Genomic DNA, 19,036 nt, shown 5'->3' with positions numbered 1-19,036 from the left:
ATGGAGGATCGCACCGTAGCGGCGGCTCTGGGGCGCGCCGTCGCCATCATCGACCCCGTACTCGACCTGCTGGCCCAACGGGACCCGGTGGGACTCAAAGGCAGAACGTTCAGGACATCGACGGACACCGACACGGCGCTCGACAAGGTTCTGGACACACTGGCGTCGGCGCTCGATGCGACCGACTTTCCGGGGACCAAGGGGTGGCAGGCTCTCGACGAGGACGCGCGATCGCAGTGGTGGGTGGCGCGCATCGGCGCGTTGAACACCGTCGCGGTCGCGTTCCCCGGTGTGTTCGGCGTTCTCGTCAACCGGCTTCCGCTGCAGGACCTGCTCGGTTTCGCCAACCAGGCGATGGTCCTGGTCGCGGTGGCGCGCGAGAGCGGCGTCACCGACCGAGCGGATCACGTCCGGATGCTCGCGTCGGTGCTGTGCGAACGTGAGATCGATCTCTCCGCCCCCGAACCCGAGCGTCCTGCCACACCGAGAGGTCGCGGTCCTTTCGCGTTGTTGCGCGGAATGTGGGAGGTGGCGAACGTGCTCCGCGATGTGTCCGGCGAGCTGGCGAAACGCCCACGTAGCCGGGGTGTGCTCCGGGTGCTCTCCGCCATCCCGGTCGTCGGGGGCGTCGCCGGATACCTGGGAGAACGTGGTGCTCTGTCCCGGGCTGCGGAACAGGGGAGGCAGTGGATCCGTGCGCACCGGAACGACGCAAGCCACGTAGGCTCGAAAGCGACTGTGCGTAAGTGAGGACACCCTGCGCTGGTTGTCGGAATTCTCCGGCGCGATACTAGGATCTTCAGGGCGCCAGGTTCGATCGGATCGTGGCGCCGACTTTGCGGAAAGGGAGGGAGAGCAGCAGTGCCCTACACGATTGCGGAACCGTGCGTGGATGTGATGGACAAGGCATGCATCGAAGAATGCCCGGTGGACTGCATCTACGAGGGCAACCGAATGCTGTACATCCACCCCGACGAGTGCGTCGACTGCGGTGCCTGTGAGCCGGTCTGCCCGGTCGAAGCCATCTTCTACGAGGACGACGTTCCGGATCAGTGGAACGGCTACATCAGCGCCAACGTCGACTTCTTCGACGAACTCGGTTCGCCCGGCGGCGCGGCCAAGCTCGGCCGAGTCGACCACGACTCGCCGTTCGTCAAGGCACTTCCCCCCATGGCCGAGAACTGACGTTGGCGCGCATCTCCGTTGCCGCTGGACTCCCGGATTTTCCGTGGGATTCGCTGACCGCGGCCAAGGACAAGGCGTCGGCGCACCCGGACGGCATCGTCAATCTGTCGGTGGGCACTCCGGTCGACCCCGTCGCTCCGATCATCCGTGACGCTCTGAACTCGGTCTCGGACCAGCCCGGCTACCCGACGACCCTGGGAACGGATGCGCTGCGGAGCGCAGCAGCCGAGTCGTTGGCTCGCCGCTACGGAGTCACCGGTATCGACCCGTCCGCGGTGCTCCCGGCCATCGGTACCAAGGAAATGATCGCCTGGTTGCCGAAGCTGCTCGGCCTCGGCGCCGACGATCTCGTGGTGATCCCGGAACTCGCCTACCCGACGTACGAGGTCGGCGCTCTGCTCGCCGGCGCGCGCGTCACCCGGGCCGACGGGCTCAACCGTCTCGGGCCCGAGAACGCGTCCCTGGTCTTCGTGAACTCGCCGTCCAACCCCACCGGCAAAGTGCTGCCGGTCGATCACCTGCGGAAGGTGGTCGCGTGGGCGCGGGAGCGGGGTGCCGTCGTCGTGTCCGACGAGTGCTACCTCGGTCTGACGTGGGAGGCGGAGGCTGTGTCCGTCCTCGACCCGCGTGTGTCCGACGGAGACCACACCAACCTTCTGGCCGTGCATTCGCTGTCCAAGACGTCGAACCTGGCCAGCTACCGTGCCGGGTTCGTGACCGGTGACCCGGTGCTGGTGAAGGATCTGCTCGAAGTGCGTAAGCACGCAGGCATGATGGTGCCTCTTCCGGTGCAGGCGGCCATGACCGCGGCCTTGGACGACGACGCGCACGAGAACGAGCAGCGTGAGCGATACCGTGCACGCCGCACCGAACTGAAGTCTGCCGTCGAGAAGGCCGGATTCACCGTCGACCACTCCGAGGCCGGTCTGTACCTGTGGGCGACGCGTGGCGAGTACTGCCGTGACACGGTCGACTGGCTCGCCGAACGGGGCATCCTTGCTGCGCCGGGGGAGTTCTACGGCCCGGGCGGGACCCGGCATGTGCGCATTGCGCTGACGGCCACCGACGAGAGAATCCACGCGGCAGCGGAGCGGTTGCTCTCCTGACGTCGAACTCTACCCTCACGTGAGGGTAGAGTAGCGCTACGTGCCGACCGACGTACTGAGCGCTCTGCGTTCACCCAAGATCCTCAAAACCGAGATCCTCGCCGGACTCGTCGTTGCCTTGGCGTTGATTCCCGAGGCGATTTCGTTCTCGATCATCGCCGGTGTCGATCCGCGAGTCGGTCTGTTCTCCGCCTTCACGATGGCCGTCACCATCGCGATCGTCGGCGGCAGAACCGCAATGATCTCCGCCGCGACGGGTTCCGTCGCACTGGTCATCGCCCCGATCGTCCCGAAGTACGGTCTCGACTATCTGGTCGCGACGGTCTTGCTCGGTGGACTGATGCAGATCGTCCTCACCGCGTTCGGGGCAGTGAAGCTGATGAGGTTCATTCCCCGCAGCGTCATGGTCGGATTCGTCAACGCGCTGGCGATCCTGATCTTCATCGCCCAGATCCGATACTTCGTCGACGTGTCGTGGCTGGTGTTTCCGATCGCCGCGGCCGCGATCGTCATCATGGTGGTTCTGCCCCGACTCACCACCGCGATTCCGGCGCCGCTGGTTGCCGTCGCGGCTCTGACCGTCGTCACCATCGTGTTCGGAGTTCAGGTCCCGAACGTCGGCGACGAAGGGGAGTTGCCGTCGTCGCTGCCGTCGCTGTTCTTCCCGGACCTTCCGATGAACCTCGAGACGCTGAAGATCATCGCGCCCTTCGCTTTCGCCATGGCGCTCGTGGGACTGCTCGAATCCCTGTTGACCGCGAAACTCGTCGACGACGTGACCGACACACCGTCGAACAAGACGAGGGAAGGCGCCGGGCTCGGTGTCGCTAACATCGTGACCGGCGCGTTCGGAGGCATGGGCGGGTGCGCATTGATCGGCCAGACGATGATCAACGTGAAGATCTCCGGAGCCCGGACGAGGATTTCGACGTTCCTCGCGGGAGCGTTCCTGCTCGTCCTCGTGGTGGTCTTCGGCGACGTCGTCGCGCGCATACCGATGGCCGTTCTCGGAGCCGTCATGATCATGGTCTGCTTCGCGACGTTCGACTGGCACTCGATCGCGCCGAAAACCCTGCGCCGCATGCCGCTCAGCGAAACCGCCGTGATGGTGGCGACGGTGGCGGTCACGGTCGCCACCGACAATCTGGCCTACGGCGTCATCGTCGGTGTCGTCGTCGCGATGATCCTGTTCGCACGTCGCGTCGCGCACGTCACGGAGGTCGTCGAGATCGCGCATCCCGACGACGACACTCGGGTCTACGGCGTACGCGGCGAACTGTTCTTCGCGTCGAGCAACGACCTGATCCACCAGTTCGACTACGCGACAGACCCGGCCAACGTCGTCATCGACCTGTCCGACGCGCACATCTGGGATGCGTCGACCGTTGCTACCCTCGATGCCGTGACGACGAAATACGCCAAGTACGGCACGCACGTCTCCATCGTCGGACTGGCCGGGGCAAGCAAGGAAAGGCATGATCGACTGACCGGACGCCTCGGCGGAGAAGGCTGAATCATGGCTGCGCACATGCAGATCGGTGAAGTCGCCGAACGTACCGGCTTGTCCATCAGAACGCTCCGCCACTACGACGAGGTGGGCTTGGTGCCGCCGTCGGAGCGCAGCGCCGGCGGGTTCAGGTTGTACACCGACACTGACGTCGAGCGACTGCTGGTGATTCGGCGCATGAAACCACTCGAATTCACGCTCGACGAGATGAGCAGACTACTGGCCTCGCTGGACACCATCGAGTCGGGCGGCGACGACGCCCAGGAGGCAGGCGCTTTCGTCGACGAATGCCATGCCAGGGCCGAGGCAGCGTGCGCGAACCTGCGGAAGAAGCTGGCGTACGCCGAGGAGTTGACCGCGGTTCTGGCCGCTAACCGACATCCCAGCCGCCGCGCCTGATACGCAGGATGTACACCAGCTCGGTGCTGCCGAACGCCTCGACCGTCGTGAACCTCTTCGGTTCGGTGTTCGTGGACGGGTTGCGGGCGAACTGCTCCTCGTAGAGTTGCCCGGCCCGAAGGTCGGCAAGTTCGACGCGTGTCCAGAAATCGTCGGACTGCACCGAATACACAAGCCGCGGCGCACTGTCGGTGACATGGTCGAAGTCGAGATCGTCGTCGTCGGCGGTGTCGTCCGCCAGTTCGTCCGACTCCTCGTCGGTATCGACGTCCTGTTCGGCGTCGGTGCCGATGAGGTACACCCCGGGTTGCAAGCTGCCGGCCGGGACCGTCAAATACTCGGCGTAGTCGCCGGAGTCGATTCCATCGGCGTCCATGTATGTACGGTAACCATGTGCTGCTTCGTTCACTGAACCCACTCGCCGTTGCGCGCGGAGACGATATTCCCGACGCCGTCACCATCGACGGAGTCTCGCTGTCACGAGGAGACATTCTCGGGGCGGCGACGTCGGTGGCGGAGCGTGTCGCCCAGGCGGACCGGCTTGCCGTGCTGGCGACGCCGTCGGTGAAGACGGTGCTGGCAGTGGTCGGTTGTCTGATCGCAGGCGTGACGATCGTTCCCGTGCCCCCGGACGCGGGGCCGGCGGAACGGGCTCACATTCTTCGAGACTCCGGTGCCCAGGCGTGGCTCGGAGCCGCTCCCGACGACACCGCCGGGTTACAGGTGCTGCCCGTGCGTCAACACGCTCGGTCGTGGCACAGCTACCCGGACCCGCATCCGTCGTCGACGGCGTTCGTTCTCTACACCTCGGGCACCACCGGCCCACCGAAGGGCGTGCTCCTCTCGCGTGAGGCCATCGCGGCGGGAATCGACGCCCTCGCCGAGGCCTGGCAATGGACGTGGAAAGACACACTGGTGCACGGTCTTCCGCTGTTCCACGTACACGGACTGATTCTCGGTCTGCTGGGACCGCTCCGGGTGGGAAGCCCCGTGATCCACACCGGCAAGCCGACGCCGGAGCTGTACGCCGCCGCGGGTGGCTCGCTCTACTTCGGAGTTCCGACTGTCTGGTCGAGGGTCGCCGCGGACGCCGACTCCGCTCGCGCACTGTCCGGTGCTCGTCTGCTGGTATCGGGGAGCGCGCCGTTGCCGGTACCCGTGTTCGAGAAACTGCGCGAGTTGACCGGTCAGGCACCGGTCGAGCGGTACGGCATGAGCGAAACGCTGATCACACTGTCGACGCGTGCCGACGGAGAACGCAGGCCGGGATCGGTGGGTCTTCCCGTTGCCGGCGTCGATACCCGGTTGGTGGGCGAGGACGGTGCGGTGCTGCCGCACGACGGTGACTCCATCGGTGCGCTCCAGGTCCGCGGACCGATGGTGTTCGACGGCTACCTGAACAACCCCGAGGCAACGGCCGAGTCCTTCACTGCCGACGGCTGGTTCGACACCGGGGATGTCGCGGTGATCGAGCCCGACGGCTTCCACCGAATCGTCGGCCGCGCGTCGACGGATCTGATCAAGTCCGGCGGTTATCGCGTCGGGGCAGGGGAGATCGAGACGGTACTGCTCGGTCACGCGACGGTCGACGAGGTGGCCGTGGTGGGGCTTCCGGACGAAGACCTGGGGCAGAGAATCGTTGCATTCGTCGTCGGGACGGGTGTGGAGCCGACGGTGTTGATCGACCTGGTGGCGTCCGAATTGTCGAACCACAAGCGGCCCAGGGAAATTCGTGTCGTGGATTCGCTACCGCGGAATGCGATGGGGAAAGTGCAGAAGAAGCAGCTCAGCTAGGAAAGTCGGCCGAAACCGACTATCGCAGAATCGGACAGAACGTCGACGGAGTGCACACGAATCTTTCCGAGTTCGTTGCCTCCCACCGTCGTTGCGGTGTCTCCGTCGACCGCCACGACGATGTTGGTGTGCTGGCCGACCCAGCTGCTGTTGTCGTACAGCACGACGTCGCCGACGGAGGGGACGTAACCCTTGGGCTCGAACGTGCCCTGCTGCTGGTAGTACTCGGTCAACGTGTACACCCCGGGGATGCGCCAACTGCCGGAATGCGGGTTGCTCAGCGGGCGGCCCGCTTCACGCATGATCCAGCTGACGAAGTTCGCGCACCAGGCCTCCTCGACGCCCTCGGAGTAGAAGGTGCCGGGGCGTTGCCGTTCGTGCTCCGCCCGAGTGAGGTCGACGACGGCCGCCTGCTCGGCAGTGAGCGCGGACGTGTCGACGTCGGGAAACGGCGTCGTGTCCCACGGCAGGTACCGGCTCGGGGCCGACCACAGCACGGCGCCCGCCACCACCACGACGACCGCGACGAACGCCACGAACCAGCGGCCGACGCGTCGGCGACCGCGTTGCGGGGCGGTGGGGACCTCGATGCTCATCCTTTGAATGTACCGGCAGGTCCGTTCGAGCCGACGGTGAAGAACCACGCTTGACCTTCGATCGACCGGAGACCCCAGGATGGGCTCGTGACCACATCGGAATTGATGACAATCGGCGCATTCGCCCGCGCAACAGGGTTGACCCCCGGTGCCCTGCGCTTCTACGCGGACTCGTCTCTCCTGGAGCCCGCCAGGATCGACGAGACCACCGGCTACCGCTACTACGCGCCGGGGCAGCTCGAGCAGGCCGAGGTGATCCGGAGCCTGCGGCAGATCGACATGCCGTTGGACATGATCGAGTCGGTCCTCGCCGGCGACGCCTCACCGATCGATCGGCACGTGAGCACCCTGACCGATCAGGCGCGGCTGGCGGCCCGTTCCGCCACCGCCGTACACGCAACACTCGACACCGAAAGCAGGAAGCCAATGTTCACTGTCAACGGCCCGGTCCTCGCCGCCGCACTCGATCAGACCCTCACCGCGACGTCGCATCACCCCGAGCATCCCGTTCTCGCCGGGGTGTACCTGGAATGGCGGGACGACACGCTGACCATGACCGCGACCGATCGATTCAGGTTGGTGTCCCGGTCGCTGGTGGCGAAAGCGGTTGCAACCGAGCCCGAATGGACCGCAGTGGTCGACGGGGACGATCTGCGGTCCGCGGTCCAATCCATCAGGCAGCACCATCGAGTGCAGGTGGATCGCACCCCCTCGGCGGTGACCTTCCGGCCGGGCGACGACCGTGCCCGCATCCTTGCGGCCGAGTTTCCGGACTACCGCGCACTGCTCGGCGCGCTGCCGGACGTCACCACCCGGATGGTCGTCGCCAAGTCGACGTTGCTGTCCATGCTCGACACCGAGAACGAGTACATCGATTTCACCACGTCCGACATGGATGCAACCGTGTCCGGACCCGACGTGGACATGGCGTTCGCCGTGACCACCCTGTACCCGGCCGTCGTGGCAGCGCTCGGCCCCGACGTCATGATCGACGTGTCGGGTCCGGAGTACCCGGTGGTGATTCGCTCCGCGGACAGCGGCGACCTCACCACTCTCGCGATGCCCGTCGACCGGAAGCTGCTACTGTCGCGTTCGTGACTGCGACCCACGTGACAGCCGATGTGCTGGTGAGGCGTCGCACCGTCGATTTCGGACTGGTCTGCTCTTCGCGTTGTTGCGCGTCCTGATCCAACCAATCAGGTCAGCACCCAACACACCTCACGAAGGGGACAGTCATGTCCACAGCTCTGTCGCACCTCGGATCCGTCACCAGCGCAACCAAGAACGCAGTCGACGCCGATCCACACAACGCCCTCGTCGTCTTCCGTGCATCCGCAGCCGCGCACGATGCCGTCGCCAGCACGGTCACGCTCGGCAAGTTCAGTGTCGAGGTGGACGAACCGCCCGCCCTCGGCGGCGAGAACACCGCGGCCAACCCCGTCGAGTACTACCTGGCGTCTCTGCTGTCCTGCCAGGTCGTGACCTACCGGGTCTGGGCGGACAAGCTCGGTATCGCGGTCGACGACATCACCGCGCGTGCCGAGGGTGACCTCGACGTTCGGGGCTTCTTCGGCTTCGACGACTCGGTTCGGGCCGGGTTCGGCGAGGTCCGAGTGATCGTCAAGGTCACCGGGCCGGAATCGCGTGAGCGCTACGAGGAACTGCAGGAAGCGGTGGACGCGCACTGCCCGGTCCTCGATCTCACACGCAACCGGACGCCGGTGCACACGACCCTCGAAACGGCCTGACGGATGAGCGAGAGGTCGTTCGGTCTCCGAACGCGCGCGATACATGCAGGTGCCAGACCCGATTCCGAGACCGGCGCGCGGGCGGTACCGATCTATTCGACCGCGAGCTACGTGTTCGAGGACTCGGCGGACGCCGGCGACCTCTTCGCTCTGCAGAAGTACGGAAACGTCTACAGCCGGATCGCCAATCCCACCGTCGCCGCCTTCGAGGAGCGCATCGCCAGCCTCGAAGGCGGCATCGGGGCGGTCGCATTCGCCAGCGGCCTGGCTGCGGAGTTCGCAGTGTTCGCCGCGCTCGCCGGCACCGGCGACCACATCGTCGCGGCAGCGGGGTTGTACGGGGGCACCATCACACAACTCGACGTCACGCTGCGACGGTTCGGTGTGGACACCACGTTCGTTCCGGGAACCGACCCGGCGGACTACGCAGCAGCGGTGACCGACCGGACGAAGCTGGTCTACGTGGAGGTCATCGGCAACCCGTCGGGTGACATCGCCGATCTGGAAGGCCTCGCCGTCGTCGCCCACGAGCACGGAATCCCGCTCGTCGTGGACGCCACCATGGCAACGCCGGTGTTGTGCCGGCCGATCGAGTTCGGCGCCGACATCGTCGTCCACTCGGCGACGAAATTTCTCGGCGGTCACGGGTCGACGCTCGGAGGAGTGGTCGTCGAATCCGGCAGATTCGACTGGGGCTCGGGGCGATTCCCGCAGATGACCGAACCCGTCGCGTCGTACGGAGGCCTGTCCTGGTGGGGGAACTTCGGCGAGTACGGCTTCCTGACGAAACTTCGCAGTGAACAACTCCGCGACATCGGTGGGTCCTTGGCCGCGCAGTCGGCGTTCACCCTGATACAGGGCGTGGAGACCTTGCCGCAGCGGATGGAGGCACACGTGCAGAACGCCCGCAACGTGGCAGCCTGGCTCGACGCCGATCCGCGAGTGGACTACGTCGCGTTCTCGGGTCTGCCGAGCCATCCCCACCACGAGCGTGCCGCGAAATACCTTCCGTCGGGACCTGGTGCAGTGTTCACCTTCGGGGTCGACGGCGGCAGGGACGCCGGCCGAGCATTCGTCGAGAACGTCCGAATCGCGAGCCACGTAGCGAACATCGGCGATGTGCGCACACTCGTCATTCACCCGGCCAGTACGACACACCGCCAACTGACCGACGATCAACTACACGAGGCCGGTGTCCGGCCCGAGGCCGTCCGCATCAGCGTCGGGCTCGAGGACGTCGACGACATCGAGTGGGACCTCGACCAGGCGCTCACGGCGGCAACGGGACGGGAGCGGTCATGACCATCAGGCAGATCCTTCAGCAGACCACGTCGGTCGCGATCGTCGGCGCATCGAAAAATCCATCGCGTGCAAGCTATTTCGTGAACAAGTATCTGTCGTCGACGAGCGCGTACGACATCTACCTCGTCAACCCCACGATCACCGAGATCGAGGGCACGCCGGTGTATCCCACACTTGCCGACCTCCCGGTGAGACCGGACCTCGTCGACGTCTTTCGCAAACACGACGACCTGCCGGCCGTGTTGGCGGAAACAATTGCCGTCCAAGCGAAAACGATCTGGCTGCAACTCGGACTCGTACACGACGAGGTCGCGCGCGACGCCGAACGCGCAGGACTGTCCGTGGTGATGGACAAGTGCCTGAAGATCGAGCATGCACGGTTCCACGGCGGACTTCACCTTGCCGGTTTCGATACCGGCGTCATCGACTCACGGAGGCGTCTAGCATTATGACCATGACCGAGCAGCCCCGAACCGTCGCATTCGTGCAAGCCACCTGGCACAAGGAACTCGTCGATCGAGCACGCGAGGGTTTCGTCGCCGAATTCGGTGCCGACGTCGAGATTTTCGAGGTACCGGGCGCGTTCGAAATTCCGCTGCACGCCCAGCGACTCGCACGGACCGGCCGCTACGCGGCCATCGTCGCCGCAGCCCTGGTGGTCGACGGCGGAATCTACCGACACGAATTCGTGGAAACCGCCGTCATCGACGGCCTCATGCGGGTCCAACTGGACACCGACGTTCCCGTCTTCTCGGTGGTGCTGACTCCGCACCACTTCCACGAACACGCCGATCACACCGACTTCTTCGCCGACCACCTCGAGAAGAAAGGCGTCGAGGCGGCACGGGCAGTCACACGAACCCTGGAATCGCTGAACTCGATCGGCTAGAGCGCGCACCTGGCATCGCCGGCGCTCGGGGTGATCGAGCGCTGCCGAACCCTCATGCGCATGTTCTGCGGCTTCAGCGTCAACGATTCCTGGATGTCCAGTTCGTAGCCGTCTTCGAGGTCGAAGTCGAAGGACCGCACCAAGTGCGCGAGCGTCAGCACAGATTCGTGCAGCGCGAACTGACGCCCGATGCAGCCGCGCATTCCGGTTCCGAACGGCTTGTACGCCTGCGCCGGGCGAGATTTCGAGCGGGCCGATGAGAAACGATCAGGATCGAAGACGTGAGAATCCGGGCCCCAGATCGGGTCGCGGTGCAACCCGAGTGTCAGTACGAATGCCCACTCACCGGCCTTCATCGGATATTTGCCGTCCGCCAACGACGTGTCCTGACGCGCCTTACGGAAGTAACCGGGAGCCGACGGCCAGAGACGTAGCGTCTCGTCGACGACGCTGCGGGTGTAGCGCAACTTGGAGACGTCCGCGTAGCTCACCACGTCGGATGCGTGGTCCGCCTCTTGGCGGACTCGGGCGGCGACATGGGGATGTGTCGCGAGGAAGTACAACGCGAACGCCAAGGTACCCGCGGTGGTTTCGTTTCCCGCGACGAGGAACGTCAGAACCTGGTGGCGAATGTTCACCTTGTCGAGCAGTTCCCCGGTCTCGGGATCGGGGGTGTGCAGCATGAGATCGAGCAGGTCGTCGTGACGAGTCTCTGTGTCCAGCATCCTTTTCCGAATGACGTCGTCGACCACGCCGTGCACGTACTCGATGTCGCGCTCGTTCCGGACCCGAGCTTTCCTGTCGAACAACCGCATGAACGGCAGGTCGTTCGACGTCCGGTTCACGTGACCGAGCACGCGGACTATCGCGGATACGAATGCGTCGTCGTCTCGTCGGAACGAGTCGAAGCTGTAGCCGAACCCGGCGCGGGCCATGTTCTCCAGTGTCAGCTTGTTCAGATCCGCCGTCACGTCGATCGACTGGTCGGAGCGCGTCCGCCAGTGCGAGGTGAGCTCGTTCGCCACGCCCTGCATGACGTGGTGATGACGTTGCATTGCATCCCGGCTGAATCCTGGCATCAGAACTCGATGTGCCGCACCCCAGTTGGGCTCGGAGTTGAACGCGGTGAACAAGCCGTCGCCACCCAGTGCGCGCAGCTTGCGATGCGGGAGTGCGAGAAACTTGGCGAACCGTGTCTCGTCGTTCAGCTCGGCCACCAGATCAGCACCGCTGACCACGACAAGGCGGTGCGACAGGATCTTCCGTTCGAATATCGGTCCCAATTCCGACGCCATCTTCAGTTCACGCTGGGTCGGTTTTGCCGCATCGATGCTGAGGATGTCACCCACTATCGGGAGGCGGAATCGAGGTTTGGGAATTGTCACGCCGACAGTGTGCCCCATACCGAGCGGATGGTCGATGTGAGAATGCGCGCGTAAGCCTGTGTCGTGGAAGGCGACAGATCAGCTGCGGTGACAGTGGATCCGGACGAGAGGTGCGGATCGTAGGGCACCTCGAGAACGTCGAAGACTCGGTCGAGGTCGCGCCGCACGTCGTCGACCGCCGAGGTGTTCGGTCCTGGAGTGCACTGCGCGACCACAACAGTGGTGCGGCGCAGTGCTTTCTCACCGGCAGCCAACCCGATCGTGTGGAGCGCAGCCCTCGAGCGTCGAACGGCATCGGGCCTCGCAGGGACCACGAGCACCACAGCTGCCGACGGCCCGCTCCGCAGTGGGCTCGCACTGTCGCGTTCCACACTTCCGTGCCCGAAATCGTAGATCGCCGCGTCGGTCGTGCAGGTCAGATGCCAATCGAGACGGCCGAAGTCGGGGTCGATCGAGTCCGGCCACGCCCGACCCAGCACTTGTGCCCCGGTACTGGTGGTCGACAACTCGACGCCGACATACCCCGATTCGACGGTCGCTGCGGTGACAGTGTTGTCGGCGGCGCGTTCGACGAGATCACCGCCGCCGACGGTCGCGTCGACGACCACCACGGACTTCCCGTGCAGCGAAAGAGCATTGGCAAGACCGACCGACGTCGTCGTGGTCCCGGCCCCGCCGCACGCCCCGAGTACCAACGTCACACTCATGGAGCGCCTTCTCGACAGATTCGGTGCAACGTCCGGGCCGAGCGTCAAGCCGCGGGAAGCTCCCAAGCGGAAGCGCGGGGGTCAGTATACAACCGGCAAATCAGTCGTTCGCGTGCAGAGCAGCGTTCAACTCGACGCCGGTGCCCTTCCACGGAACGACTTCCACCGCACCGGACACGGAGTTCCGACGGAAGAGCAGATTGCTCTTTCCGCTGAGCGTCGCAGCCTTGACCACGGTGCCGTCGGGACCGGACACCTTGGTGCCCGCGGTGATGTAGAGACCGGCCTCCACCACGCAGTCGTCACCGAGCGAGATACCCAGACCGGAGTTGGCGCCGAGCAGGCAGCTCTTACCCACCGAGATGACGTTCTTTCCGCCGCCGGACAACGTGCCCATGATGGACGCGCCGCCGCCGACGTCGGAGCCGTCGCCGACGACGACTCCGGCCGAGATGCGACCCTCGACCATCGAGTTACCGAGCGTCCCGGCGTTGAAGTTCACGAAGCCCTCGTGCATGACGGTGGTACCGCTGGCCAGGTGTGCACCGAGGCGCACACGGTCGGCGTCGGCGATCCGCACGCCGGAGGGGGCGACGTAGTCGACGAGGCGGGGGAACTTGTCGATCGAGTACACGGTGACCTGGCCGCGGGCACGAAGGCGAGCGCGAACGGTCTCGAAGCCCTCCACCGCAGCCGGGCCGAAGTTGGTCCACACGACGTTGGCGAGGAATCCGAACTGGCCGTCGAGGTTGACACCGTGCGGCTGCACGAGTCGGTGAGAGAGCAGGTGAAGGCGAAGGTAGACGTCGTGCGCGTCGACAGGTGCATCGTCGACGGACGCAATGGTGGTGCGCACGGCCACGACGTCGACGCCGCGAGCCTCGTCCGGGCCGACGAGTGCCGCGAGCTCGGCGGGGATGTCCGCACCGTCGAGTCGGGTGGTGCCGGAATCGGTGTAGTCCCCGAGCTCAGGGCTCGGGTACCAGGTGTCGAGTACGACTCCGCCGGTGGTGATGTTGGCAAGACCGATTGCAGATGCTCCCTGTGCGCTCACAGGTATCGAGAATACGGTGTGGGTCCGCAGGGTGTGGACACGGCCGATGGATGTCACCGCCGGGGTGTAGACATGAACGTAGGTAGCGGGGAGCCATCGACGTGTGGGGGACGAACGTGCGCGTAGCGAAACGAATTCGGACAGCAGTGACAGCAGCGACCGTGGCGGCGGTTGCCGCCACCGGCGCGGTGCTCGTCGGGACACCGGCCGCGTCCGCGGCACCGGACTGCGCGGCCGCTGCGGCACCGGTCCGAGTCGGTTCGGTCGGCGGCGCGGCGCTCGAAGGACTCGCCGTCGACTCGGCGGGCAGGCTCTACACGACGGACATCATCACCGGAGGCGTCTTCCGGATCGACGCACCTGGGCTGCCCGCCTACGAGATCGCGCGTGTCCCCGGCGGCGGTGGCGCGCTCGCCTGGATGCCCGACGGCACCCTGCTCGTCGGCTACGGAGCCAACCCGACCGTCATCGTCGGCGACATCGTCAAGGCAGCCGGGATCGTGCGGTTGAATATCGACACGCTCGAGACCAGCACGTTCGCCACCGGCCTCAGCGCAGCCAACGGTCTTGCCGTGGCCGATGACGGAACTGTGTACGCGACAAACGATTTCGGTAGCCTGGTCGGCCAGGTCGCGCCGGACGGAACGGTGAACCCCGCGTGGGCGCGGCTACCCAGTTCCAACGGCGCGGTGCTCGACGAGGCTGGTCGATACCTGTACGTGTCCAGAACGTTCGTGAACTCGGGCGTCAGCAGAATTCCCATCGCGAACCCGTCCGCACCGGAGAGCATTCTCGACCTGAACGGACTCGACTCGCTCAGCGCACCGGACGGGCTCACCCTCGATTCCGCCGGCCGTCCGGTCGTGCCGCTGAACACCCGAGGCCAGATCGTCCGAATCGATGCGCCCGGGCAGTACTGCGTCCTCGGCAGCGGAATCCCCACCTCGAGCGTCGTGATCTACGGACGGGGCGAGCAGGGCTTCTCCAGCGGACGGCTGTTCCGGGCGGGCTTCGACGGGTCGGTGTACGAGATCCCCGGCGGCCGCGACCTCGGCTAGAGCTTAAAATCGTCCGATGAGTGTTCCCCGCCTGGATCTGCACGCCGACCCGATCGACCTGACAGCCGCACTCGTCGACATCCCCAGCGTCTCCGAGGACGAGTCGGTGATCGCCGACGCCGTCGAAGCCGCACTGCGCGAGCAGACAACCGGGTTCGAGATCGTCAGGAACGGCAACGCTGTACTCGCGCGGACACACCGCGGCCTGCCCACTCGCGTGATGCTCGCCGGGCACCTCGACACCGTTCCGATCGCGGACAACGTGCCGAGCCGTCGTGAACGCGACCACGCCGACGGCGACGTGATCCACGGTTGCGGCACGGTCGACATGAAATCCGGGGACGCAGTCTTTCTGCACCTGGCGGCCACCGTCGACGCTGCCCACGACCTGACCTTGGTCTTCTACGACTGCGAGGAAATCGCGGCGTCCAAGAACGGACTCGGCCGCATCGAACGTGAACTGCCGGAGTGGTTGCAGGCGGACGTCGCCGTTCTGGGTGAGCCGTCGGGAGGGTTCATCGAGGCCGGCTGCCAGGGCACTCTGCGGGTGCGCCTGACGGCGAGTGGCACCCGTGCGCACAGTGCCCGATCATGGCTGGGAGACAACGCCGTTCACAAACTCGGTGCAGTGCTGGACCGGCTGACGGCATACGAAGCCCGGCAGGTCGACATCGACGGCTGTGTCTACCGCGAAGGACTGCAAGCGGTGCGCATCTCCGGAGGCGTCGCGGGAAACGTCGTCCCCGACGCCGCCGAGCTCGACGTGAACTTCCGATTCGCCCCCGACCGCAGCGTCGAGCAGGCCGTCGGTCATGTTCGCGACGTGTTCGCCGGGCTCGATGTCGGCGTCGAGGTCACCGACTCGTCGCCCGGTGCACTGCCCGGCCTCGGAGCTCCTGCCGCGGCTGCGCTGATCGAGGCCGCAGGTGGCCAGTTCCGCGCCAAGTACGGGTGGACCGACGTCTCGAGGTTTTCCGCTCTCGGTATCCCCGCCGTGAACTACGGGCCGGGCGACCCGAATTTGGCGCACAAGCGTGACGAGCGGGTGCCGACAGCACAGATCACCGACGTCGCAGCAGTCCTTCGTGCCTATCTCTCGAAGTCGTGAAGGGCCGCCGGATAGCCTGTCCGCATGGACGACGACAAGGCAGCTAGGCACAAGGGTTCGGTGGTGTTGCGGCGCGGACGCAACTCCGAGACGTCCACGTCGGATCAGCGTCTGCTGGATCAACGCGGCCCCGGCAACTGGATCCACACCGACACGTGGCGGGTGCTCCGCATCCAGAGTGAATTCGTCGAAGGGTTCGGTGCGCTCGCCGAGGTGCCAAGGGCCGTCACGGTATTCGGCTCCGCCCGCACCCCGCAGGATCACCCGGAGTACGAGCGCAGCCGGCAGCTCGGACAAAACCTCGCCGAGGCCGGATTCGCCGTCATCACCGGTGGCGGGCCCGGCGTCATGGAAGGAGCCAACCGCGGCGCATCCGACGCCGACGGCTTCTCCATCGGCCTCGGAATCGAGCTGCCGTTCGAGCAGGGACTCAACGACTGGGTCGATCTCGGCGTCAACTTCCGCTACTTCTTCGTCCGAAAGACGATGTTCGTCAAGTACTCCCAGGCATTCGTGTGCCTACCCGGCGGATTCGGCACCCTCGACGAACTGTTCGAGGCACTCACCCTCGTTCAGACCCGGAAAGTCACCAGGTTCCCGATCATCCTGCTGGGCACCGACTTCTGGTCCGGTCTGATCGAGTGGATCAAGAACACCCTCGTCGCCGAAGGCAAGGTCTCGCCGTCCGACCTGGAACTCATCCACTGCACGGACAGCGTCGAGGAAGCCGTGCGGATCATCGAAAGCACAACGGGGGAGCAGTCATGAGTTGGAACGTGTGCGTGTACTGCGCGTCGGGGCCCGTCGATCGGTCGTTCATCGACTTGGCGCGCGAGCTGGGAACGGAGATCGGACGCCGAGGGTGGGGGCTGGTGTCCGGCGGCGGCAACGTGTCGATGATGGGCGCCGTCGCGGAGGCAGCTCGCGCGGCAGGCGCGAACACCGTCGGCGTGATCCCGAAGGCGCTCGTCCACCGCGAAGTCGCCGACGTCGACGCCGACGAACTGATCGTCACCGACACCATGCGCGAGCGAAAGAAGATCATGGAGGACCGCGCCGACGCGTTCATCACGTTGCCGGGAGGCATCGGGACGCTCGAGGAACTGTTCGAGACCTGGACAGCGGGTTACCTGGGAATGCACGCCAAACCGATCGTTCTGCTGGACCCGGTCGGTCACTACGACGGACTCCTGCAGTGGATCGACAGCCTGTCCTCGACGGGATTCGTGCAACAGCGGGCCCTGGACGCGCTGGTCAGAACCGACACCGTCCGGGGTGCACTGGATGCATGCGCGGAGCCTGCGGAGTGACCTCGAAATCGGACGGGAGCGGAGCCTGCGGAGTGACCTCGAAATCGGACGTTACTCTGGAGTAAGGTTAGCAAGGTCACATCGGACTAAGGGGAGTTCATGGCTGTCGATGCCCGTCAGAAGATCAAGGTGACCGACGTCGCCGTCGCGTTGCCGAAAATGGTGACGGAGGTGCCCAGCCTGCTTCGGGGTGTCGCCGGGTTCACCCGCAAACCCCATCACAAGGCGTCGATCGGCCTCGTGTTCCAGGATGCTGCGGCGAAGAACGGTGACAGGCCGTTCGTGCGGTTCGAAGGGGAGTCCACGTCGTACGCGGACGCCAATGCGATCGTCAATCGTTACGCTGCTGTTTTCGCGGACCGGGGTGTGACGCGCGGGGATGTCGTCGGGGTGTTGAGCAAGAACCGCCCGGAGGCTCTGTTCGCGGCGTTGGCTGCGGTCAAGCTCGGTGCGACGGCTGGAATGCTGAACTACAACCAGCGTGGTGACGTGCTCGAGCACAGCCTGGGAATCCTCGATGCGAAGGTCCTGGTGTTCGACGAGAACACGCAGGAGGCACTCGATTCGCTCGAGGCCGCTCCGCAGGCCGGTTCGGTGCTGCCGCTGAAGGAACTGGACGAGCTGTCGCAGAAGGCGTCGCCGAAGAATCCGTCGGTCACCGCGGAGATCCTGGCGAAGGAGAAGGCGTTCTACATCTTCACCTCGGGCACGACGGGAATGCCGAAGGCGAGCCTGATGAGCCATTTCCGGTGGCTCAAGTCGATGTCCGGTCTGGGCAACATGGGTGTGCGTCTGCGTAGCGACGACGTCATCTACTGCTGCCTGCCGCTCTATCACAACAATGCTCTGACGGTGACGCTGTCCTCGGTGCTCGCCGGTGGTGCGACGATGGCGATCGGCAAGCAGTTCTCGGTCAGCAATTTCTGGGAAGACATCAAGGTGAACAAGGCCACGGCGTTCACCTACATCGGTGAGCTGTGCCGGTACCTGCTCACCCAGCCGAAGAAGGCGACCGACCGGGACAACACGGTCAAGCTCGTAGTCGGCAACGGCCTTCGCCCGGAGATCTGGGAGGAGTTCACCGAACGGTTCGGCATCCAACGCGTCGCCGAGTTCTACGGCGCCAGCGAGTGCAACATCGCCTTCATCAACGCGCTGAACATGAAGAAGACCGCGGGCATCTGCCCGCTGCCGTACGCGGTGGTCGAGTACGACGAGGAGTCCGGCAAGGCCAAGCGCGGTCAGAACGGCAAGCTGCGGAAGGTCGGGAACGGTGAGGTCGGTCTGCTGCTCTCCAAGGTCACCGATCGCGCCCCGTTCGACGGCTACTCCGACGACGAGGCCACCGAGAAGAAGCTCGTCCGCGACGGGTTCAAAGACGGCGACGCATGGTTCGACACCGGCGACCTCGTGCGTAAGCAGGGTTTCCTGCACGTCGCTTTCGTCGACCGCCTCGGCGACACGTTCCGCTGGAAGGGTGAGAACGTCGCGACCACACAGGTGGAAGGTGCCCTCGGCGGCCACTCCGCCATCGACGGTGCCGTCGTCTACGGCGTCGACATCGACGGTGCCGACGGCAAGGCAGGCATGGCTGCGGTGACGTTGCGCGACGGTGAGTCGTTCGACGGCAAGGCCGTCGCAGCGCATCTGTACGACAAGCTTCCGACGTACGCCGTGCCGTTGTTCGTGCGCGTCGTCGACAGCCTCGAACAGACGTCCACGTTCAAGAGCCAGAAGGTCGCCCTCCGCAAGCTCGGCTACGAGGAGGACGGGGAGAGCGAGCTCTACGTGCTGCGCGGCAAGTCCGGCGGTTACGACAAGGCGTACGACGGTTACGTCGACGAGGTCGCGGCAGGTAAGGCGCCCAGCAGCAAATAATGCCCGTGCC

21 protein-coding genes are annotated in these 19,036 nt (G+C 65.3%); 16 read left to right on the top strand and 5 right to left on the bottom strand.

What is annotated here, in order from left to right:
• From BH95_RS13060 to BH95_RS13040, 5 genes are all read left to right on the top strand, one after another.
• Entirely contained in the window at positions 1 to 750 is a 750-nt protein-coding gene (locus tag BH95_RS13060; RefSeq protein ID WP_037182656.1) for a hypothetical protein, read from the top strand.
• 111 nt (positions 751 to 861) lie between these two features.
• Positions 862 to 1,185 carry a ferredoxin gene (gene fdxA, locus BH95_RS13055; RefSeq protein ID WP_019665415.1) on the top strand — a complete coding sequence of 108 codons (324 nt, stop codon included), beginning with the start codon at positions 862 to 864 and terminating at the stop codon, positions 1,183 to 1,185.
• 2 nt (positions 1,186 to 1,187) lie between these two features.
• Positions 1,188 to 2,291 (top strand): succinyldiaminopimelate transaminase, encoded by a 1,104-nt coding sequence (gene dapC, locus BH95_RS13050; RefSeq protein WP_037182653.1) that lies wholly within the window; start codon positions 1,188 to 1,190, stop codon positions 2,289 to 2,291.
• Between the two features lie 40 nt (positions 2,292 to 2,331).
• On the top strand, positions 2,332 to 3,804 hold the full coding sequence (locus tag BH95_RS13045; RefSeq protein WP_019665413.1) for a SulP family inorganic anion transporter: 1,473 nt from the start codon (positions 2,332 to 2,334) through the stop codon (positions 3,802 to 3,804).
• Positions 3,805 to 3,807: 3 nt separating this feature from the next.
• Complete coding sequence (locus tag BH95_RS13040; RefSeq protein WP_019665412.1) at positions 3,808 to 4,197, top strand: MerR family transcriptional regulator; 390 nt, start codon at positions 3,808 to 3,810, stop codon at positions 4,195 to 4,197.
• Here BH95_RS13040 and BH95_RS13035 read toward each other — a convergent pair.
• Entirely contained in the window at positions 4,169 to 4,573 is a 405-nt protein-coding gene (locus BH95_RS13035) for a hypothetical protein (RefSeq protein ID WP_033188048.1), read from the bottom strand. The two genes, BH95_RS13040 and BH95_RS13035, sit on opposite strands and share 29 nt — an antisense overlap.
• Before the next feature lie 2 nt (positions 4,574 to 4,575).
• On the opposite strand from BH95_RS13035, the gene BH95_RS13030 reads away from it, so the two are divergent.
• The gene (locus BH95_RS13030) at positions 4,576 to 5,991 is read left to right on the top strand and encodes an acyl-CoA synthetase (protein ID WP_019665410.1); all 1,416 of its coding nucleotides are present in this window, start codon (positions 4,576 to 4,578) and stop codon (positions 5,989 to 5,991) included.
• Here the strand turns inward: BH95_RS13030 and BH95_RS13025 are convergent.
• Positions 5,988 to 6,587 carry a CHAP domain-containing protein gene (locus BH95_RS13025; protein WP_037158402.1) on the bottom strand — a complete coding sequence of 200 codons (600 nt, stop codon included), beginning with the start codon at positions 6,585 to 6,587 and terminating at the stop codon, positions 5,988 to 5,990. The genes BH95_RS13030 and BH95_RS13025 overlap by 4 nt on opposite strands.
• Positions 6,588 to 6,674: 87 nt before the next feature.
• Between BH95_RS13025 and BH95_RS13020 the strand changes: the two genes are divergently transcribed.
• The 5 genes from BH95_RS13020 (at position 6,675) to BH95_RS13000 (ending at position 10,526) form a co-directional block, all read left to right on the top strand.
• Positions 6,675 to 7,685: a DNA polymerase III subunit beta family protein gene (locus BH95_RS13020; protein WP_037182652.1), complete on the top strand. Its 1,011-nt coding sequence runs from the start codon at positions 6,675 to 6,677 to the stop codon at positions 7,683 to 7,685.
• Positions 7,686 to 7,822: 137 nt separating this feature from the next.
• The gene (locus tag BH95_RS13015; RefSeq protein WP_019665406.1) at positions 7,823 to 8,335 is read left to right on the top strand and encodes an OsmC family protein; all 513 of its coding nucleotides are present in this window, start codon (positions 7,823 to 7,825) and stop codon (positions 8,333 to 8,335) included.
• Between the two features lie 3 nt (positions 8,336 to 8,338).
• Positions 8,339 to 9,637: an O-acetylhomoserine aminocarboxypropyltransferase/cysteine synthase family protein gene (locus BH95_RS13010; protein ID WP_037182649.1), complete on the top strand. Its 1,299-nt coding sequence runs from the start codon at positions 8,339 to 8,341 to the stop codon at positions 9,635 to 9,637.
• A complete protein-coding gene (locus tag BH95_RS13005) occupies positions 9,634 to 10,089 on the top strand; it encodes a CoA-binding protein (protein ID WP_019665404.1) in 456 nt (151 codons plus the stop codon). The genes BH95_RS13010 and BH95_RS13005 overlap by 4 nt, the downstream gene beginning before the upstream one ends.
• The gene (locus BH95_RS13000) at positions 10,086 to 10,526 is read left to right on the top strand and encodes a 6,7-dimethyl-8-ribityllumazine synthase (protein WP_020112603.1); all 441 of its coding nucleotides are present in this window, start codon (positions 10,086 to 10,088) and stop codon (positions 10,524 to 10,526) included. The genes BH95_RS13005 and BH95_RS13000 overlap by 4 nt, the downstream gene beginning before the upstream one ends.
• Here BH95_RS13000 and BH95_RS12995 read toward each other — a convergent pair.
• The 3 genes from BH95_RS12995 to dapD form a co-directional block, all read right to left on the bottom strand.
• Positions 10,523 to 11,929: a cytochrome P450 gene (locus BH95_RS12995; RefSeq protein WP_037141208.1), complete on the bottom strand. Its 1,407-nt coding sequence runs from the start codon at positions 11,927 to 11,929 to the stop codon at positions 10,523 to 10,525. The genes BH95_RS13000 and BH95_RS12995 overlap by 4 nt on opposite strands.
• Positions 11,908 to 12,618, bottom strand: coding sequence for a MinD/ParA family ATP-binding protein (locus BH95_RS12990; RefSeq protein WP_037158391.1), 711 nt, complete (start codon positions 12,616 to 12,618; stop codon positions 11,908 to 11,910). The genes BH95_RS12995 and BH95_RS12990 overlap by 22 nt, the downstream gene beginning before the upstream one ends.
• A 100-nt stretch (positions 12,619 to 12,718) precedes the next feature.
• Positions 12,719 to 13,672 carry a 2,3,4,5-tetrahydropyridine-2,6-dicarboxylate N-succinyltransferase gene (gene dapD, locus BH95_RS12985; protein WP_019665400.1) on the bottom strand — a complete coding sequence of 318 codons (954 nt, stop codon included), beginning with the start codon at positions 13,670 to 13,672 and terminating at the stop codon, positions 12,719 to 12,721.
• Positions 13,673 to 13,818: 146 nt separating this feature from the next.
• Between dapD and BH95_RS12980 the strand changes: the two genes are divergently transcribed.
• The 5 genes from BH95_RS12980 to BH95_RS12960 all read left to right on the top strand — a co-directional run bounded on the left by BH95_RS12980 (position 13,819) and on the right by BH95_RS12960 (position 19,026).
• Positions 13,819 to 14,730: an SMP-30/gluconolactonase/LRE family protein gene (locus tag BH95_RS12980; RefSeq protein WP_371828322.1), complete on the top strand. Its 912-nt coding sequence runs from the start codon at positions 13,819 to 13,821 to the stop codon at positions 14,728 to 14,730.
• Positions 14,731 to 14,746: 16 nt separating this feature from the next.
• Positions 14,747 to 15,838 (top strand): succinyl-diaminopimelate desuccinylase, encoded by a 1,092-nt coding sequence (dapE, locus tag BH95_RS12975; protein WP_020112599.1) that lies wholly within the window; start codon positions 14,747 to 14,749, stop codon positions 15,836 to 15,838.
• Positions 15,839 to 15,862: 24 nt separating this feature from the next.
• Positions 15,863 to 16,606, top strand: a complete 744-nt coding sequence (locus BH95_RS12970; protein ID WP_037182645.1) for a TIGR00730 family Rossman fold protein — start codon at positions 15,863 to 15,865, stop codon at positions 16,604 to 16,606.
• Positions 16,603 to 17,148, top strand: a complete 546-nt coding sequence (locus tag BH95_RS12965) for a TIGR00730 family Rossman fold protein (RefSeq protein WP_019665396.1) — start codon at positions 16,603 to 16,605, stop codon at positions 17,146 to 17,148. The genes BH95_RS12970 and BH95_RS12965 overlap by 4 nt, the downstream gene beginning before the upstream one ends.
• A 99-nt stretch (positions 17,149 to 17,247) precedes the next feature.
• A complete protein-coding gene (locus BH95_RS12960; RefSeq protein ID WP_037141221.1) occupies positions 17,248 to 19,026 on the top strand; it encodes a long-chain-acyl-CoA synthetase in 1,779 nt (592 codons plus the stop codon).
• The last annotated feature ends 10 nt before the right edge of the window (positions 19,027 to 19,036 follow it).

Source organism: Rhodococcoides fascians A44A, from assembly GCF_000760735.1.
GTDB classification, from domain to species: domain Bacteria; phylum Actinomycetota; class Actinomycetes; order Mycobacteriales; family Mycobacteriaceae; genus Rhodococcoides; species Rhodococcoides fascians_E.
The sequence above is the reverse complement of the archived record's forward strand: the minus strand, read 5'-3'. Positions and strand labels throughout refer to the sequence as shown.

Coding starts and splice junctions, on each gene's coding strand:
- BH95_RS12990 (WP_037158391.1), bottom strand. CDS start 12,618: ATGAGTGTGACGTTGGTACTCGGGGCGTGCGGCGGGGCCGGGACCACG.
- BH95_RS13000 (WP_020112603.1), top strand. CDS start 10,086: ATGACCATGACCGAGCAGCCCCGAACCGTCGCATTCGTGCAAGCCACC.
- BH95_RS13040 (WP_019665412.1), top strand. CDS start 3,808: ATGGCTGCGCACATGCAGATCGGTGAAGTCGCCGAACGTACCGGCTTG.
- dapE (WP_020112599.1), top strand. CDS start 14,747: ATGAGTGTTCCCCGCCTGGATCTGCACGCCGACCCGATCGACCTGACA.
- BH95_RS12995 (WP_037141208.1), bottom strand. CDS start 11,929: ATGGGGCACACTGTCGGCGTGACAATTCCCAAACCTCGATTCCGCCTC.
- BH95_RS13015 (WP_019665406.1), top strand. CDS start 7,823: ATGTCCACAGCTCTGTCGCACCTCGGATCCGTCACCAGCGCAACCAAG.
- BH95_RS13010 (WP_037182649.1), top strand. CDS start 8,339: ATGAGCGAGAGGTCGTTCGGTCTCCGAACGCGCGCGATACATGCAGGT.
- BH95_RS13030 (WP_019665410.1), top strand. CDS start 4,576: ATGTACGGTAACCATGTGCTGCTTCGTTCACTGAACCCACTCGCCGTT.
- BH95_RS13035 (WP_033188048.1), bottom strand. CDS start 4,573: ATGGACGCCGATGGAATCGACTCCGGCGACTACGCCGAGTATTTGACG.
- BH95_RS12970 (WP_037182645.1), top strand. CDS start 15,863: ATGGACGACGACAAGGCAGCTAGGCACAAGGGTTCGGTGGTGTTGCGG.
- BH95_RS12965 (WP_019665396.1), top strand. CDS start 16,603: ATGAGTTGGAACGTGTGCGTGTACTGCGCGTCGGGGCCCGTCGATCGG.
- BH95_RS13005 (WP_019665404.1), top strand. CDS start 9,634: ATGACCATCAGGCAGATCCTTCAGCAGACCACGTCGGTCGCGATCGTC.
- BH95_RS13060 (WP_037182656.1), top strand. CDS start 1: ATGGAGGATCGCACCGTAGCGGCGGCTCTGGGGCGCGCCGTCGCCATC.
- BH95_RS12960 (WP_037141221.1), top strand. CDS start 17,248: ATGGCTGTCGATGCCCGTCAGAAGATCAAGGTGACCGACGTCGCCGTC.
- BH95_RS13025 (WP_037158402.1), bottom strand. CDS start 6,587: ATGAGCATCGAGGTCCCCACCGCCCCGCAACGCGGTCGCCGACGCGTC.